Source organism: Moorena bouillonii PNG (assembly GCF_001942495.1).
In the GTDB taxonomy this organism is placed as follows: domain Bacteria; phylum Cyanobacteriota; class Cyanobacteriia; order Cyanobacteriales; family Coleofasciculaceae; genus Moorena; species Moorena bouillonii.
On sequence record NZ_MKZS01000001.1, the window covers coordinates 6,381,326 to 6,398,947 of the forward strand.

The 17,622-nt window shown below is 44.3% G+C and carries 12 protein-coding genes and 1 pseudogene; 7 read left to right on the forward strand and 6 right to left on the reverse strand.

Annotated features, from left to right (window positions below):
- Positions 1–269 precede the first annotated feature (269 nt).
- The gene (locus BJP37_RS26010; protein WP_075903174.1) at positions 270–1,541 is read right to left on the reverse strand and encodes a lipid-A-disaccharide synthase-related protein; all 1,272 of its coding nucleotides are present in this window, start codon (positions 1,539–1,541) and stop codon (positions 270–272) included.
- Between the two features lie 628 nt (positions 1,542–2,169).
- Here BJP37_RS26010 and deoC point away from each other — a divergent pair.
- The 6 genes and pseudogenes from deoC to BJP37_RS26050 all read left to right on the forward strand — a co-directional run bounded on the left by deoC (position 2,170) and on the right by BJP37_RS26050 (position 9,209).
- Positions 2,170–2,850 (forward strand): deoxyribose-phosphate aldolase, encoded by a 681-nt coding sequence (deoC, locus tag BJP37_RS26015; protein ID WP_075906471.1) that lies wholly within the window; start codon positions 2,170–2,172, stop codon positions 2,848–2,850.
- A gap of 392 nt (positions 2,851–3,242) precedes the next feature.
- Complete coding sequence (gene recO / locus BJP37_RS26025; protein ID WP_075903178.1) at positions 3,243–4,178, forward strand: DNA repair protein RecO; 936 nt, start codon at positions 3,243–3,245, stop codon at positions 4,176–4,178.
- A 66-nt stretch (positions 4,179–4,244) separates the two neighbouring features.
- Positions 4,245–5,681, forward strand: a complete 1,437-nt coding sequence (locus BJP37_RS26030; RefSeq protein ID WP_075903180.1) for an MFS transporter — start codon at positions 4,245–4,247, stop codon at positions 5,679–5,681.
- Positions 5,682–5,693: 12 nt separating this feature from the next.
- Positions 5,694–6,851 (forward strand): glycosyltransferase family 4 protein, encoded by a 1,158-nt coding sequence (locus BJP37_RS26035; protein ID WP_075903182.1) that lies wholly within the window; start codon positions 5,694–5,696, stop codon positions 6,849–6,851.
- Between the two features lie 419 nt (positions 6,852–7,270).
- Positions 7,271–8,489: pseudogene (locus BJP37_RS26040) on the forward strand (RNA-guided endonuclease InsQ/TnpB family protein).
- A 141-nt stretch (positions 8,490–8,630) separates the two neighbouring features.
- A complete protein-coding gene (locus BJP37_RS26050; RefSeq protein ID WP_075903188.1) occupies positions 8,631–9,209 on the forward strand; it encodes a Uma2 family endonuclease in 579 nt (192 codons plus the stop codon).
- Positions 9,210–9,290: 81 nt separating this feature from the next.
- Here BJP37_RS26050 and lpxB read toward each other — a convergent pair whose 3' ends face one another.
- On the reverse strand, positions 9,291–10,523 hold the full coding sequence (gene lpxB / locus BJP37_RS26055; protein WP_075906473.1) for a lipid-A-disaccharide synthase: 1,233 nt from the start codon (positions 10,521–10,523) through the stop codon (positions 9,291–9,293).
- Positions 10,524–11,250: 727 nt separating this feature from the next.
- Here lpxB and BJP37_RS26060 point away from each other — a divergent pair.
- Positions 11,251–12,213 (forward strand): calcium-binding protein, encoded by a 963-nt coding sequence (locus tag BJP37_RS26060; RefSeq protein WP_075903190.1) that lies wholly within the window; start codon positions 11,251–11,253, stop codon positions 12,211–12,213.
- Between the two features lie 101 nt (positions 12,214–12,314).
- Here the strand turns inward: BJP37_RS26060 and lpxA are convergent, their stop codons facing one another.
- From lpxA to BJP37_RS26080, 4 genes are all read right to left on the reverse strand, one after another.
- Entirely contained in the window at positions 12,315–13,109 is a 795-nt protein-coding gene (lpxA, locus tag BJP37_RS26065) for an acyl-ACP--UDP-N-acetylglucosamine O-acyltransferase (protein ID WP_075906475.1), read from the reverse strand.
- 446 nt (positions 13,110–13,555) lie between these two features.
- A complete protein-coding gene (gene fabZ, locus BJP37_RS26070) occupies positions 13,556–14,068 on the reverse strand; it encodes a 3-hydroxyacyl-ACP dehydratase FabZ (protein WP_075903192.1) in 513 nt (170 codons plus the stop codon).
- 18 nt (positions 14,069–14,086) lie between these two features.
- Positions 14,087–15,085, reverse strand: coding sequence for a UDP-3-O-acyl-N-acetylglucosamine deacetylase (locus BJP37_RS26075; RefSeq protein WP_075903194.1), 999 nt, complete (start codon positions 15,083–15,085; stop codon positions 14,087–14,089).
- A 142-nt stretch (positions 15,086–15,227) separates the two neighbouring features.
- The gene (locus tag BJP37_RS26080) at positions 15,228–17,501 is read right to left on the reverse strand and encodes a BamA/TamA family outer membrane protein (protein WP_081431527.1); all 2,274 of its coding nucleotides are present in this window, start codon (positions 17,499–17,501) and stop codon (positions 15,228–15,230) included.
- Positions 17,502–17,622: the final 121 nt, after the last annotated feature.

Consider the following 17,622-nt stretch of genomic DNA (forward strand, 5'->3'; position numbering starts at 1 on the left):
AAAAGCCCAGTATAGACCGGGATCCATCGCTTTTGTGATAATGGTTTCGTCAATTTTTATTCCCTGCTGCTGCTGCTGCGAATTTTACAGAGCCAAAGTTTCCGACTTCTGCACTAATTAAAAATTGCTTATATATTGTTAACTATATCTATAATTGGTGATAAATTTTATAGCATAGCATCTTTTTTGAAGGAAACCGGGACTAGGGAATTGAAAAAAATAGTTTGTACCTCATTACTATGAGAAACGCTATAATTAATAATTAATCCTTAAGAATTAATCTTTTCCATTAAACACTTAGCAATCCGAGCTGCTGCCCCTGGTTGACCAAGGCGTCGCTGACCATTTTCTGCTATTAGCTGTAACTTGTCTGGGTTCTGCAATAACTGTTGGGCTATGCTTGCTACAAATTCTGGTTGCTGTGCTATTACTAACGATGGACCTAACAAGCGAGTTTGGGCTTCGGCAAAAGCAGGGGTATATTGGGGACCAACTCCTGGCATGGCAATGGCTGGTTTTCCTAACCCGACAAATTGCTCTGTGGCTGTGCCTGCCATGGCGATACAGAAATCCCCTTGGAGCAGGCAGAGGTTATAGTCGTTCTGGGTTAAAATCAGAGTGCCATTTTGCTTGGTAAAGGCCAAAGCTTGTTTGTCCTTGAGCTGGAGATTGAATGGATGGGATGCCAGGGTGACCTCACTCCAACTATGAGCGACTAAAACCTCCCGTAAAGGATCTTGGCTTAATCCTGGAGCAATGGCAGCGAGAAATAAAAGCGATCGCGAAGCAAAAGTATCCAGTAACCCTGATGCTGCCAAGATGATTTGATGCCAATTGTGATAAGCCTCGGGTATTCTCGAACCCGGTAGTAAGGTAATGGTTAGGGTACGCTTAGTTTCCTTCAATTCTGCATCTTTGTCATAAACCATCGGTGCTGGATAGTTTGGATAAATCCCATCCATCATCGGATTACCCAGATCAAAAGCTGGGATAGACCACTGCTTCAAGATCTCTGTGGTCAGGGTATCTCTAGGAAAAACCCCTAAGCAACGGCGATTAGACATCAGCCAACGCTCCCAAGGCAAATAAACCGAGCCTGACCACCCTTCCCAACGGGGTCGATTGGCTAACCATCCCGATTCATCCCGCAAATAGTATTCGGATTTGGCAGTACCAACAAAGCCATAGGGTAAACCACTCCACCAGGCAAACAACAGTGGTACGATATCTCCTACTGCTAGGATAAAGTCCCCTGATTTAGCCCAACGGCGAATTGCTTTTAATTGGGACCAAATCAATTGCACTAAGCCTCCCTGCACATCACGCCACACTTGCTGTTGGGACATATAGATAAATCCACCCGATGGCATCTGCTCAACGGAGCCGATAATGGGGATATCTAATGGCACATAAGCCTTTCCTTGCCCAACTAAGGGTAACGCGGCTAGTTCTGGACAAGTCGAGTAATGTTGTAATTCCTGTAGAATCTCGACAGCAATCACATCCTCTCCATGACCATTGCTCAGGCATAGTAAACGCATAGTTATTCAGGTTTTAAGATAACTAGGACTTGGGTCGGTTGAAGGTTTAAGGTTGAAGGTTGAAGGTTTAAGGTTGAAGGTTTAAGGTTGAAGGTTGAAGGTTGAACGCGATGGACTTCGTCTCGCTTTGCTGCGAAGCGCGTAGCCTTTTGGCCAAGGTTCGAGGTTCAAGGTTCGAGGTTCAAGGCAATAATGTATAGGGTTTATCATAGTAATGATGTACAATTTTGGAGATGCCGCACTTTATTTTTAAAGATTTAATAAAATAATTAGTATAATCTTACTTAGATTTAAGATAATGTTTTTTTATATCAAAAATTTCAAGCATAACTAGTAATTAATAAGCGCGGTTTTATACACACTCTGTTCGGTAAATAACGATTTTTATTATTACTATAATAACTGGTTATCGGGTTGATTATGTCATCACTAAATGTTGATAAAAATCACCGTAATTAATTACTATATAGTCTTACACAGTTAAAGTGTACTAAATATTACTGTTCTAAAACTGTATCGGTTTTCTCTGGGTGATCTGACGGTTAAGGGTTGGGGCTTGATAGTTACTTGATAGTTAACTGTTATACTTAAAAGTTGGTTGATTTTTACTTACGTATCTTATATGGCAATGGATATAGACTATCCAGACATTGATATTGCTCCCCTAATCGACCATGCCCTGCTTATTCCCACGGCTACACCAGAGCAGGTGGAAAAATGGTGTCAAGAGGCAGACCAATATAAGTTTGCTACAGTGTGTGTCCCGCCAGTTTACGTTAAACAAGCGGCTGAACTCCTCCACAGTAGAGTACCAAAGGTTTGTACTGTCATTGGTTTTCCGATCGGTGCTACAACACCCACTGCTAAGCTTTACGAAGCCCAAGAGGCAGTGGAAAATGGAGCGACAGAGCTAGATGTAATGATTCACCTCGGTGCTTTGAAAGTGGGTAAAACAGAGGAACTTTACCAAGAAATTGCCCAAATCTGTGAAGAAACGGGTAAAACTGTCAAAGTAATCTTGGAAACTACTGTGCTGAGTGATACGGAAAAACGTCTTGCTGCGGAAATCTGTATGGATGCTGGGGCGCAATTTATCAAAACCAGCACTGGCTGGAATGGTGGTGCCACAGTTGATGATGTCCAATTGTTGAAAAAAGTCACCAAGGGGCAAGTTGGAATCAAGGCATCAGGAGGTATCCGAACCATCGAGCAAGCTTTCGATTTAGTCATTGCTGGAGCAACCAGGCTAGGCACCTCTCGTGGTCCTGACTTGCTGCGACAACGGGATAACCTAGAGATTAAAAATTAAAAATTAAAAATTAAAAATTAAAAATTAAAAATTAAAAATTAAAAATAGGAAATTGAAACTTAAAAAGTTAGCATATGCGCACTTATCACAGGCTAGAAGCCTGTGCCACGCACGCTAGGGGAACAGCCCCAGGCCAACGGCTGAATACTGATAGCTGATAGCTGACATAAAAAACAACAAATTAACAAGTAAACCTTGCTCTATTTATTGTTAGCCTAATGAGGTACAAATAAAGGTTTGTCCTTTTCCCTATTATCTCTTCCGTGTTTCCGATTCCCGATTCCCGATTCCCGATTCCCGATTCCCGATTCCCGATTCCCGATTCCCTGTTCCCTGTTCCCTGTTCCCTAAAACCAAAAAATTTGTACCTCACAAAATTGAAAAACGCTATAATGAGTCAAACCTACAAAGCCACTGGAATTAATCTCAAAAGTATACCGCTGGGGGAAGCGGACAGGTTGCTGACAATTTTAACTAGGGAGTTTGGTCTGATTCGGGTAGTGGCACCAGGGGCAAGGAAGCAGAAATCGAAATTAGGTGGTAGGAGTGGCTTGTTTGTGGTCAATCAACTACTGCTGGCAAAAGGGCGATCGCTAGATAAAATTATCCAAGCAGAAACTACAGAATCCTACCCAGGATTGAGTCAAGATCTCAGTAAACTGGCAGCTAGCCAGTATCTGGCAGAATTAGTTCTGTGTCATGCTTTGAGTGAGCAGCCTCAGGAAGAACTCTACGAACTACTTAATGAACATCTACGGCGTCTGGAGCAGTTACCTAAAATTACAGCTAATCCATCAGGGTTGTCTTTAGTTTTAGCCCATTTGTCCCATGGTGTCTTTCACCTGCTTGCCCTGGCCGGAATTGCACCTCAAGTACAATTGTGTTGTATCACACAACACAGTTTAAGACCAGATTTAACTGACCCGAATTGGCGGGTTGGTTTTAGTGTAGAAGCTGGTGGAACTATTAGTTTAGTCAGTAATCAGTCCAATCGGAACCATTTACCGAATCAAACTATTCCAAATCAAGCACAGAGCTTGAGTGAAACCATTGACAACCCTGATACTGATATCATCCTACCCCCTCCTCCACGAGTAAATCATAAGCTGAATGCTCTGGAGTTAACTCTGCTTCAACAACTGGCAGCTGCTGAATTACCTCAGCTGAGTACACTATTAAAAGACCAATTGGCAGGGTCGAAAGCGGCTGAGTCTGTAGATTCACTCTGGGTGAAGCTGGAGCGAATTTTGCGAGACTACGCTCAGTATCACTTTGGTCGCTCAATTCGTTCAGCGGCTTTAGTAGATTCGTTGTCGTCTGTTAATTAATACTAATAATGACTATCGAAAAAAGTTGTTACTGATAATAAAAAAGCCTAACCTAAAAAAGCCAGAATGCAATCATCGGAGACTGGAAAAAACCAAAAACACTCCCCAGACCCCACGTCTGATTTCACCAAGTCTGATTTGGTGGCAAACCCCTCATCGAGCAGTGATGATCTAAGGGATCAGGAACTGGATTCATCACCGGATAAAGGATTTATACCAGTTCTAAAAAATTCCAACTTCTTAGCCCTATGGAGTGGTCAAGTCTTCTCTCAGCTAGCAGACAAGGTTTATCTGGTGTTAATGATTGCCTTGATAACCAGTCGCTTTCAAGATGCTGATCAAACTATCAGTGGCTGGGTATCAGCGGTGATGATTGCCTTTACCATCCCAGCCGTTCTATTTGGTTCCTTGGCTGGGGTCTATGTGGATCGGTGGTCAAAAAAAGATGTGCTGGTACTAACCAATCTGTTGCGAGGGGCACTGGTGTTGTTAGTGCCTGGGTTATTGTCTTTAACTGAAGGCTCGACATCACTCTCCAATCTGCCACTAGGCTTTTACGTCTTATTAGTGATTACGTTTCTAGTCTCTACCCTGACCCAATTTTTTGCCCCAGCAGAACAAGCGGTAATTCCCTTGATTGTGAAATCGCAGCACCTACTGTCGGCTAACTCCCTATATACTACAACCATGATGGCTTCCTTAATCATTGGTTTTGCGGTGGGTGAACCGTTGTTAGCCTTAGCGGATAGGTTGGGAGCTCAGCTACATTTCGGGAAAGAAGTTTTGGTAGGAGGGTCTTATGCGATCGCAGGATTAGTATTGTTGTTACTGAGAACAGGAGAAAATCGGGCAAAGTCTAAGGCTGAGCAACCTCATGTGTGGGCAGACATTGCCGATGGTTTGCGTTACGTACAACACAATCGAAGTGTCCGCAATGCTATGATTCAGCAAGTTATCCTGTTTTCCGTTTTTGCTGCTTTAGCGGTTCTGGCGGTAAGACTCGCGGAAAACCTCCCTGGGATCACAGCTGCCCAGTTTGGCTTCTTGTTAGCAGCAGGTGGGATTGGGATGGGGATTAGTGCAGCAATCCTAGGAAACTGGTTTGATGACACCTCCCATGTCAATTTAAGTCTGTCTGGTTCTGTGGGTATGGGAGTAGCCTTAGTAGGGTTGTCCTTATTCACTAATAATCTCTGGCTGGCTTTACTCATGACTATGGTATTGGGGGGGTTTGGGGCTTTGGTCGGTATCCCGATGCAGACTACCATCCAGGCAGAAACACCAGAAGAGATGCGGGGCAAAGTTTTCGGACTACAAAACAATGCTATTAATATCGCCTTGAGTTTACCATTAGCCCTAGCGGGGATCGCAGAAACTTGGTTGGGTTTACAACTTGTATTTCTTGGTTTAGCAGCACTTGTGTTCTTAGGTGGGTTCTTAAACTGGTATATTTCCGGTAATAGATTAAATAATTTAAATAAACCTCATAATATAGAGACTTAACTACCAACCGGAATGCATATCGCCTGGCTCGGAAAAAAATCCCCTTTTTGTGGTAACGTCACCTACACTCGAGAAGTCACCAATGCTCTGCTAGACCGGAGCTACCAGGTCAGTTTCCTCCACTTTGCCCAAGAAGAAGAGGACCGGACTTGGTGGGGTTGTCAGGAGGTACCACTGCCTTGCTTGTACAAGTCTCAGATGTATACCATTCCAACCCTAACCGCCAGTAAGGTTTTGAAGCGATCGCTACAGGAGCTCAAACCTGATCTGGTCCATGCTTCCTTAACTTTATCTCCTTTAGACTTCCTGTTACCGGAAATCTGTACCGAACTCAATTTACCCTTAGTGGCGACCTTCCATCCGCCCTTTGATGGTAAACGACGCAATTTGCAATCGGGAACCCAATTGCTGACCTATCAAGTTTATGCGCCGTTTCTCGCCCACTACGACCGAGTGATTATCTTTTCTCAACTCCAACGGGATGTCCTAATCCGGGTTGGGGTTCCTGATCACAAGCTAGCAGTGATTCCCAATGGAGTTGATGTCCAGAAATATTCTCCAGGATACTCCCAGTTTACCTCTGACTTGACATCCGAGTTCAAAGCGGAACGCCTGTTTGTTTATCAAGGCCGCATTGCTACGGAAAAAAATGTGGAAGCGCTGCTGCGAGCGTGGAAACAATGTAACCTGGGTGAATCCAGTAAGCTAGTGATTGCTGGTGATGGACCGTTATTAGCTTCATTGAAACCATTTTATGGGGAAGAACACAATATCATTTGGCTAGGATTTGTGGCTTCCGAGCAACAACGGATTGAGATTTTGCGGGCAGCGGATGTGTTTATTTTACCTTCTCTATTGGAAGGGCTGTCCTTATCATTACTGGAAGCCATGGCTTGTGGTGTGGCTTGTGTAGCCACAGATGCTGGAGCTGATGGGGAAGTGTTAGAGGATGGTGCTGGGGTAATTCTCAATACCCATGGGGTGACATCCCAACTGAAAACCCTATTGCCCCTATTGCGTGACCACAGAGACTGGACTACTTTGCTGGGTCAGAAAGCTAGGGCAAGGGTTCTAGAGCGCTATACCTTAAGTGGGAATATTACTCAGCTCGAAAGGCTTTATGAAGAGGTTGTAAAAATTAGGCTTGTGCAATTGAGTCGTCGTGCTTAGTCTTAGTTTTTTTGTTGTTTGGGAATTTACCCTCATGCTCAGTTGCCCTTATGGTGAAGAGGGTATACAAACTTAATCTACTCCTCAATAACTTACGCACTCAGTCCTGTTTATAACTTAGAACCTACCCATAAGAGCTGAGTATTTCGAGTTTTGAAGGTTTCTTGCTACCCTTTGAGGAATAAGAAAGATATGCTTTACCGAAAAATTTGGGTTTAAAGCCCCGTCCTTCTAGGAGACGAAACCTGTTTATTGTGGAGCCTTATAACAATAGCCTTAACCCTTTTCTGCATAACCTGCCGACCATAAAGGCTCCACTATCTTACGGGAACTTTAACGGACGGCTTTTTTTTTGGAGAATATTTCGAAATTTTTATATTAAATGATGTAGAATAAAATAGAATGTGAGGTCGATACCGATGATTATTCTAGAGTTCAAAGCCTACGGCAAACGAAACCAATATTTAGCTATAGATGAAGCGCTCAGGACAGTAAAATTTATTCGCAATAGTTGCATCCGTTATTGGATGGACAATAAAGGAGTGAATAAATTTGACTTGAACAAATATAGTAAGATTTTAGCTAAACAGTTTCCGTTTGCAAATCAGTTAAACTCTACTGCTCGTCAGTCTAGTGCTGAAAGAGCATGGTCATCAATCGCCCGTTTTTATGAAAATTGTCAAAAAAAGGTACCTGGCAAGAAGGGTTTCCCAAAGTTTCAAAAACATTGCCGCTCGGTCGAATACAAGCAGTCTGGCTGGAAGTTGTCTCCAGACAAAAAATGGATCGTATTCAGCGACAAGAAAGGAATCGGAAAACTCAAGCTCAAGGGTACATGGGACTTGTGGAGATTTGACAAGAAGCAAATCAAGAGGGTTAGGATAGTTCGTCGAGCTGATGGATACTATGTTCAATTCTGCATCCAGGCTGATAATAATGAACAGTTAAAACCTGCTGATGCAACTATTGGCTTAGATGTTGGACTGAAGGATTTTTATACTGACTCTAAGGGAAATACTGAACCTAACCCTAGATTTTATCGAACGGGAGAGAAGAGACTGAAGTTTTATCAGCGACGAGTATCCCGAAAAAAGAAAGGCAAGGCCGTAGGCCACGCTTCGCGAACAGCCAATCGTCGAAAAGCCATTAATAGACTAGGCAGGACTCACCTCAAAATAAGTAGGCGGCGTGAAGAGCACGCTAAGAGACTAGCGCGCTGCGTAATCCGGTCTAACGATCTGGTTGCTTACGTTCGCGCAGCGTGCCGTAAGGCAAGATTTGAGGATAAAAAATCTGGTCAAAAACCATTGTCTAGCTAAGTCTATTAATGACGCAGGTTGGTATCAATTTAGAAAATGGTTGGAGCATTTTGGTGATAAATTTGGTAGGGTAACTGTCGCAGTCAACCCTGCTTATACTAGCCAAAACTGTTCTAATTGCGGCGAAGTGGTCAAAAAATCATTATCGACTCGAACCCACATCTGTAAGTGTGGATGTCAGTTAGACAGAGATCACAACGCCGCAATCAACATTCTTGAACGAGCTTTGAGTACGGTGGGGCACACCGGAACTCGGATCATAGATCCGAACGCTTGTGGAGAGGAGACCTCTACTGTTCTTGGTTCCGGCCTGGAATAGCAAGTCACCTCGTTGAAGCAAGAATCCCCGTTCTTATAGGAGGGGGAGTGTCAATTGGGTCGTCCCGGGCCAGACAATGATTCGTCTTAGTTGCGAAGCAATTGCTAGATATATCTATAAGGGATAACTTGAGATTTATCCATGAATACCCTTCCGATCAACATTCCTCCTAGCCTCAGAGTTACTGACGAGCAGTTTGAACAACTTGCTGCTGCTAATCGAGACTTGCGCTTAGAACGTAGTGCTACAGGAAAATTAATTGTCATGCCACCCACTGGGGGGAATACTGGAAAACGCAACATTGATATAGAAGGACAACTTTGGTTATGGAATCGCCAAAGCAAACTGGGGGTTACCTTTAACTCCTCTACTGCTTTTCGACTTCCCAATGGGGCAATTCGTTCTCCTGATGCAGCTTGGGTTAGTCAAAAACGATGGAATGCATTAACCCCTGAACAACAAGAAACTTTCCCACCCCTTTGTCCTGATTTTGTGCTGGAGTTGCGTTCAAAAAGTGACAATATGGAACCGTTACGTCAAAAAATGCAGGAGTATATTGATAATCAACTGCGTTTGGGTTGGTTAATTGACCCTAATCATAAGACAGTTGAAATTTATCGAATTCATCAACCTGTAGAAGTCTTAAAATCTCGCAGAACATTATCCGGAGAAGATGTTTTGCCTGGCTTTGTCTTAGACTTGGAATTTGTCTGGAATTAGCAGGATTTTAAGCATTCATCTATTACCAATCATCACATTAGGCTTTGACCACCCTAAGCTAAAACCCATTTTACATGCGTTTTAGCTCATTAGCTGGAAAATTTCCTTAGCAGCGCGATCGCATACGCCCACTTCACCCAATAACTGGCGCATTTCCTGATAATTTTTCAGAGTTTGCTGACGCCGTTCTTGATTAAAAAGGAGTTCTAAGGATTCCTGGACAATATTCTCTGGAGTGGCTTGCTCTTGTAACAACTCCGGCACAATGGAACGCATTACTACTAAGTTAGGGGGAGACATGAAGGGAATCGAAAACTTCAAGAAGGTGCGAGCAAGCCAGTAGGTAAAGGGATTAACTCGGTAGAAAACCACCTGAGGCACATCTAGTAGTGCTAGTTCCAAATTCACTGTACCTGACTTGGTAATGGCTAAATCAGCAGCAGCCAAGATTTCCTTAGTTTGACCAGCTACCACCTTAGCCTGTAAACCATAGCGCTTTACTGCTTCTTCAATGGGATGGCGATAGGCTTCTAAGGATAGGGGAATCCAAAATAGTGGTGAATCAGCTTGACTTTCCCTTAACCCTTCACCCTTTGACTGGCTAAGCTGGCCGGTTTGCTTAGTATCCAACAATTGTGACTGTAGCTGCTTGGCGGCTTCGAAGACTACAGGCATGAGATACTTAATTTCTTGTTGTCTAGAGGCAGGTAAAAGTGCGATCGCAGTTTGTTCTGGAGCTATGCCTAAGGTAGCACGAGCCTCCTCCCGGCTTGGGCTAGATTCCATCCGATCTACCAGGGGATGACCTACCCAACTAACTGAAGCTCCCTTTTCCACAAAGTAACGGGCTTCTTCTGGGAAAATTGCCAACATTCTATCAGTCATCTCCACAATCATCCTGGTGTTGCGCTTAGAGATAGACCAAACCCACTCTTGGGGAGCAATATAATAAACTACCGGTACTTGCGGTAGTTCACGCTTGAGAAAACTACCAATACTCAAATTGGGTCCCATGTAGTCAATTAGCACCACTAGGTCAGGGGGCTGCTGCTGGAGATACTGTTTGGCACGACCTTGGACTTTCAGGGTAGGCAGCACAAAGGGTAGAGATTCCAGAATTCCTACAGAACCAATACTGGTGGTATTACCCAACAGCTTCGCACCAGCTTGGGCCATTTGATCACCGCCTAGAGCAACAATCTCTAACTCTAAGCCAGCTCCTGTTCCCTGACGTTTCAATGCTTCAATCAGTAGAGCCCCTTGTAAATCACCAGATACCTCGCCAGTACTGATAAAGATGGTTTTGAGAGTCATGGTTAATGGATCGATAGGGATTAGGAAAATAGGGGAGTAGACAGTAACCAAATCTAAATTACCTGACCACTGAAACATGGTATCAGTGCCCGGCTAGGGTAAACTGTCACACATTTAAATTGTGAATAAATTGTGAATAGGGGCGCTTTGGGGAGATGGGGAGATGGGGAGATGAGGAGATGGGGAGATGAGGAGATGAGGAGATGGGGAGATGAGGAGATGGGGAGATGGTATACCGGCTTTTGCACAAGTGGATTGACCGTAGGTCACGCTACGGGAACGGACATTTAAATCCATATTATAGCGTTTTTAGGACTCATGAGGTACAGACTTCTTTGACGTTGATTCCCTGTTTTAATCCAGCGCATCCCTATTCCCTCTTATCTCTTCCCTGTTCCCTGTTCCCTGTTCCCTGTTCCCTAAAATCTAGAAATTGTGTACCTCACAAGTCGTAGAATTGCTATAGCTTAATCACTAATTATGTAAATTTTTTATACTTAAGTATTTTCTTTTAAAAGATAATTTTTACAATCTTATGGGTTTTTAAAACCTTAAGCTAAACTTCATAAAAACTAGTCATTTAATTCATCCAATTTTCATATTTGTGAAAGCAAAATAAAAACAAATGAATGAAAAAATACGTGATTTTACTTAATTAGCGCAAGCTAAAATCACAATTTTTATACTATAGGGTGCAATTAAAAAGTATTTTTGAGGAGAAATAAACATGTCTACTAATTCCACTAACACAATAGTTTTGACTTTCGATGAACTGCCCTTTCAACCCGTTGATGATCTGAGTTTCATGGGGGTGACATTTGATTTCAAAGTAGATGGGGTAGATTCAACGGATGCCAATTATGCTGACGTCGGTCCAGGCTCAATTTTCTTTGTACAGGATCCGAGTTTGGAAGGTGATGCCGCCGGAATCCTAACCCTTGACTTTGATGCACCGGTTTCCGAGCTTGAGTTTGGGGTGGCGCTGAGTACCTTTGGTACTCTCACACCTGGTTTTACAGTGGAACTGTTTGATGGCTCTACATTGGTAGATGAGATCGAAGTTGATACTAGTTCACTGCCAATCTTTACCGAGGGTCTGTTCTCCTTTTCTGATAGAGATACACCAATAGACCGGGTTGTGATCGATTTTGATGATGCCGCTGCTTTCCGCTTCGCCCTTGACAACCTTAGCTTCGAGGAAGCTGGTGTTACCCTAATCGGTACTTCCAACAATGACATCCTCGAAGGTGGCGGAGGTGACGATATTATCAAAGGGCTTAACAGTAAAGATCTTCTTATAGGACTTGCTGGAGAAGACTACCTCGACGGTGGTGACGGTGACGATAAACTGTTTGGAGGGGACGGTCATGACACCCTCAAAGGTGGCAATGGTCAGGATACCCTCGAAGGCGGAGATGATGACGATACCCTGATCGGTGGCCCAGGAGATGACATTTTAACTGGTGGCAGTGGGCAAGATACCTTTGTCTTGTCAACAGTAGGCAAACTCACCATCACTGACTTTACCGATGGCGAAGATATGTTGAAGTTAGATGGTCTGACCTTTGGCCAGATTTCGATTGTTGGACAAAATGACGATACCTTAATCAACACCATCAATAATCAACCATTAGCTGTCTTGACTGGTGTAGATTCTGGTGATATCACAAACGCAGATTTTGTGTTTTAATCTCCTGTTTTCTTAATTGAGAATCCCTAAAATCGGCTAGGAAAGGGTAAAGGTTAAAGGTAAAAGTAATTTGAAATAAACCTTAAAAACCTTTACCCTTTTCACCGACGACCAGGAATTAAACCCCGACGTCCTTCCATTAGAGACAACTGCAAAAACTGATGCAGGTGCTCAACATGGGGGTTATCTGGTGGCAATTCCAGAGTTTGGAGGGCTTGAGTGAACGGTTCTCCTGAAAGATAGAGCTTCCGGAAGACATTTTTTAGCTGTCTAATCTCACCAGTTGTCAGTCCAGCCCGTTTAAGACCGATTAAGTTAAGCGATCGCACTCGGGATGGATTCCCCTCAACTAGCATATAGGGTGGAACATCCCGGTCAATGCGACTCATCCCACCCACCATAGCTAGACGTCCAATGTGGACAAATTGATGAATCCCCAACACCCCACTAATTCTCACCTGGGACTCAATATAAACATGACCCGCTATAGCAGTGCCATTAGCGATAATTACAGAATCTTCAATCACGCAATTGTGAGCAACATGACTATAAGCCATTAGCATATTGCCATTGCCAATTACGGTTGCTTCTCCGGCTCCGGTGGCTCGGTTAATGGTGACGTACTCTCGAATTAGATTATTATCACCAATTCTCACCCAGCTAGGAGCACCATCATACTTAAGGTCTTGGGGTTCCGAACCCAGTACTGCTCCTGGAAAGATTTTATTCCTGGCTCCGATCTCCATCGGTCCAGAAAGAACCACATGGGCACCAATGGTTGTTTCTGGGCCAACTTTCACATTATCTTCGATCACCGCGTAGGCACCAATCTGAACTGTCGGGTGTAGTTCAGCACCAGGATGGATAACAGCAGTAGGATGAATAAGTGTTGCCAATTTTCCAAACACCAAAGTGACCAATGACTAACAATACTGGCAGGTTGCAGGTTGCAGGTTGCAGGTTGCAGGTTGCAGGTTGCAGCTTTAAGGTTGCAGGTTGCAGGTTGCAGGTTGCAGGTTGCAGGTTAAAGGTTAAAGGTTGCAGGTTGCAGCTTTAAGGTTGCAGGTTGAAAGATTAAGGTTGACTGTTGCCGGTTTAAGGGTTAATGTTTAGTGTTCCAGGTTTTAGTGCTAAAATAGAACATTAACGTTTAACCTCCAAAGCCAAGTATTTCAACAAAATAACCTACCCTGAACCGAAGGCCAAAGGCAAACAACTAAATAAACAACTAAATAACTTATGCGCTACGCGCACGCTACGCGAACAACCAAATAACCTATCCTAAACCGAGGGGCAAAGGTGAACAACCCAATAACTTTCCTTTGCTCTTACTAATTATGTTTTAATCCACTATAGAAAACATAAGTTCGCCTTCTGCTGCTTTCTTACCATCAACAGTTGCAACTGAGTGCATCTTACCAAAACGACGGCGCTTGATGGACAACAGTTCCGCAGTCATCACCAGTTGATCTCCTGGCACTACGGGACGCCGAAAACGAACTTTGTCAATCCCTGCAAATACGAATAATCCATCAGGACTATCGGGAATTTGGGTTAATACAATCCCCCCAACCTGAGCCATAGCTTCGACTATCATCACCCCAGGCATCAACGGTCTTCCAGGAAAATGTCCTTGAAAAAAAGGTTCGTTGAAGGTAACATTCTTGATACCTACAGCTCGTTTACCTGGAACATAGTCAATAATCCGATCAACTAATGCGAAAGGATACCGATGGGGGAGTAGTTTATGAATGTCTTCGACGGTTAGAACTGTTTTAGTCGATGAGTCATCATTGAGCTCCTGGGTACTTCCGGTAGAGTTATTTGGCGTGTTAACATCAGTCAGTGTGGACATAAGCGTACTTTAATATAATTACAGATTGCAGGTTTGTTTACTAATTTTTAAAGGTTCAACCTTCTTTGTATTTAACTTGCAACCCATGCGTTCAGCCAGCTTTTTGGCAAGTTGGACATGGAGATGGTGGCTAGCTTTATAGGCCAGGATGTGAGCGACAGGAAAACGTCCTAATAAACTCAAATCCCCTACTAAGTCTAAAAGTTTATGACGCACTGGCTCATTTGAAAATCGTAAGGGGGGATTAACCCATCCCTGTTGACCACAAACCAGAGCATTGTCCAAGCTACCACCTTTAATTAAACCGCGATCGCGCAGCTGGTCAATTTGATCAGCCAAGCCAAAGGTACGAGCTGGTGCGATCGCATCGGCAAAATTGTCCTGTTCTGGAGTCCAACTATACCATTGTTTACCAATAGCTGGTAACGCAAAGTCAATGCCATAGGTCAATCGAGTTTTGGGTGCTGGTAGAGCCGTTACAAAGGCATCTCCGTGATAAACCGAGACTGGCTCGTTTAATACAAAAGGAATAGGTGTTCTTCCTGAGGCAGTTAGGAGGTGAGGGGGTGTTAGGGTACCTCGAACTTGTCCGGGGGTAAAACTATCGTATGGTTTACCGTCGATGCCTTGAACCCCTGCTGCTACTAATCCCACCTCCTGGATAGCTTCCAGCCAAACCTTCGCCGAACCATCTAAAAGAGGCACTTCTGGACCATCAATCTCAATTTGAGCATTATCCACACCACTACCAGCCAGTGCAGCTAAAAGGTGTTCCACCGTACGAACGGTAGCGTTTCCATACTGGGTTGATGTGGAGAGTTCCGTAGACAGTGTGGTACCTGAAACTGCATCTATGTTTGCTGGAATAACCGGTTTACCTGGTAGGTCAACCCGCACAAAATATCGCCCAACTCCCGCAGCTGCTGGTAGTACCCTTACGTAGGTTGAAATACCGCTGTGCAGTCCGACACCAGAGCGTTCAAACATACCAGCCAAGGTGTAATATACTGAAGACATGTTTTTTGGTCAAGTTTCTATCAATAAATGCTGGAAAATTGAAAATTGAAAATTGAAATTAACCAATCACAAATCCCAATTAACAATTCACAATTAACCACTAACAATTCACAATTAACCACTAACAATTCACAATTAACAATTAAAACTTCTCTCCAATACCAAAGTGAAGACGACTGTCCCCTTCGGTATTCAAACCAAAGTCTACCCGAATCGGACCAAGTGGTGACTGCACTCTAACCCCAAGACCGTAACCGAGACCAGTACCGGGTAAATCTCTCTGCTCACCGGGTTCACCAGGAACAGAACCAGCAGAACCAAGGTCAGTGCCAGCGTCAACAAATAGAGCACCCCCTATGACTGAGAAAATTGGGAAGCGATATTCTGCAGTAGCCTGAAGGTAGCTACGTCCTGATGCTAGGTCTCCCTCAGCAAACCCCCGCACGGAGTTACTACCACCAACAATAAAAGCTTCATAGGGAGGTAAATCCCCCAAGATAGTGCCCCCTTGAATGTTAAAGGCAAGAGCCTGAGGTCCTTCGGTAAAGTTGGTGAATTCCACAGGGATATAGAAACTATAGCTACCTCTTAACCGATTCATTAAGATGCTGCCACTACCAATAGGAATAGATTGTTCCATGCCCAACCTGAGTAGGGAACCGTTAGTAGGTTGGGTTGTACTATTGCGTAAATCCCGCACTGCCCCTAACTGGACAGTAGTTAGGTCATCTTCACCACTGTCACTAAAGCTCAACAGTTCTCCATCTGTAGATTCAGGTCTAACATCCCCATCACTATCTTCAATGGCAACATGTTGATATTTCAAGCCTAGGGATGCTGTCCATTCTGACCGTTTAAATACATCTTGCGATAAAGGACGGCGAAAAGTCACTCCACCACCAGTGCGCACAATCCGGGGGCGGTCTCCATCATCATCATCATTAGGAACTTTAATATTATTCTCACCGCTGCCCCCATTAAAGACCAAGGAAATCGAGCGCCGTCGGAAAGCATTGACGGTGTAAGAGGTGCGGAAGGGGTCTCCTGCAATCCAAGGGTCTGTAAAGCTCAAATCGAACAATAGCTCTCGGGTTCCCAGCTGAAATTCTCCCCCTAAGGTCTGATTATTTCCCCCTAGATTTTGCTGTTGATAGCTCACGGTACCAAAAAAACCACTGGCAGAACTCAGACCTGCACCAGCCGCAATCGAGCCACTACTCTTCTCAATCACATCTACTACTATCACCACCTGGCGTGGGTCAGTACCGGGTTCAAAGGAAAACCGTACATCATCGAAAATGCCTAAACCAAAAACTCGCTGTAAGTCCCTTTGGGCTTTCTTGCGGTTAAATACACTACCGGATTTTAACTCCACCTCCCGGGTAATAATAAAGGGGCGAGTATTACCCCCAACCGGTTCTTCCTGGTCAGTCATTGATGGAAGTGGGTTGCCATTTTCATCTACAATCGGGTTACCATCTTCATCGAGAAAACGCACCTTGACAGCTTCAATCACCCCTTCTGCCACGACCAAGGTGACTGTGCCATCCGGTGTGACTTGCTCAGCATCAATGACTTGAGCTAGGTCATAACCTTCTTCCTTATACCAATCGTTTAATTGTTTGATTCCCTCTTGCAGGTCTCGTAGATTCAGGATTGAGCCATATTGCTCACTGAAGATTTCATTAATTTTTTCCTGGTTTACGATTCGTTGCCCTTCCCCTGGGGGTTCTGTTTTGACTGCCACCTGACGCAATACTGGGTTAGCTCTGACAATAAAGCTAATCCTAACTCCCAAGGGAGTATCTTCTGGCTGAACATCCACACTGGAAAAGAAACCTGTGGCAAAGATAGCATTCACATCTTCCTGAAGCTGAGAGCGGGTGGTTGCTCGTCCTGGTCGGGTTTTAATCACCCGATAAATTTCCTCTTCCAGTTGGGGAGGTGCGCCAGTAATCAAGACTTCTGCTACCAGTACTCGTACCTCCTCCGAGTCAGAAGGAGGCTCAGTTGAAGGGGGCTCGAGTTGAGTGGGTTCCGGAAGTTGCGATAGTTGATCTGTCCCAAAAGGAGGTGTTAATTGAGCACTCCCTTCGATGCTATCGATTGATAAAGGAGGTTGAGTTGAAGGGGGCTCCAGTTGAGTGGGTTCCGGGAGTTGGGACGGTTGATCTACCCTATTCGGAGGTGTTAGTTGACCAATCCCTTCGATGCTATCTGGTGATAGTTGGGGTGGGTTTGGGCTAAAGGAGGGTAACTCTGCTGTTGAAGAATCTACCGGAACCACTACTTTAGTTGGTTTAGTTGGTACTGCCACCTGGGTTGGTGAAGAATTCGACCCTGAGAGAGTGGTAGGTACAGACTGCACAACACTCTTGGTCGGTACTGCGATCTGGGTCCGGGAAGAGTGAAGCACCGAGGAAGTCGTTGGTTTTGCCTGCACAGCAATTGTTTCAGGAAGCGATGCAGCGAGGTAGCGCGGTCTTGGGGAGGCAGCGCGGTCTTGGGGGTTCCCCCCATGAGCGACTGCCGTTGGT

Excerpts from the sequence above, each read along its gene's own strand:
- BJP37_RS26010 (WP_075903174.1), bottom strand. The coding sequence starts at position 1,541 with ATGCGTTTACTATGCCTGAGCAATGGTCATGGAGAGGATGTGATTGCT.
- deoC (WP_075906471.1), top strand. The coding sequence starts at position 2,170 with ATGGATATAGACTATCCAGACATTGATATTGCTCCCCTAATCGACCAT.
- recO (WP_075903178.1), top strand. The coding sequence starts at position 3,243 with ATGAGTCAAACCTACAAAGCCACTGGAATTAATCTCAAAAGTATACCG.
- BJP37_RS26030 (WP_075903180.1), top strand. The coding sequence starts at position 4,245 with ATGCAATCATCGGAGACTGGAAAAAACCAAAAACACTCCCCAGACCCC.
- BJP37_RS26035 (WP_075903182.1), top strand. The coding sequence starts at position 5,694 with ATGCATATCGCCTGGCTCGGAAAAAAATCCCCTTTTTGTGGTAACGTC.
- BJP37_RS26050 (WP_075903188.1), top strand. The coding sequence starts at position 8,631 with ATGAATACCCTTCCGATCAACATTCCTCCTAGCCTCAGAGTTACTGAC.
- lpxB (WP_075906473.1), bottom strand. The coding sequence starts at position 10,523 with ATGACTCTCAAAACCATCTTTATCAGTACTGGCGAGGTATCTGGTGAT.
- BJP37_RS26060 (WP_075903190.1), top strand. The coding sequence starts at position 11,251 with ATGTCTACTAATTCCACTAACACAATAGTTTTGACTTTCGATGAACTG.
- fabZ (WP_075903192.1), bottom strand. The coding sequence starts at position 14,068 with ATGTCCACACTGACTGATGTTAACACGCCAAATAACTCTACCGGAAGT.
- BJP37_RS26075 (WP_075903194.1), bottom strand. The coding sequence starts at position 15,085 with ATGTCTTCAGTATATTACACCTTGGCTGGTATGTTTGAACGCTCTGGT.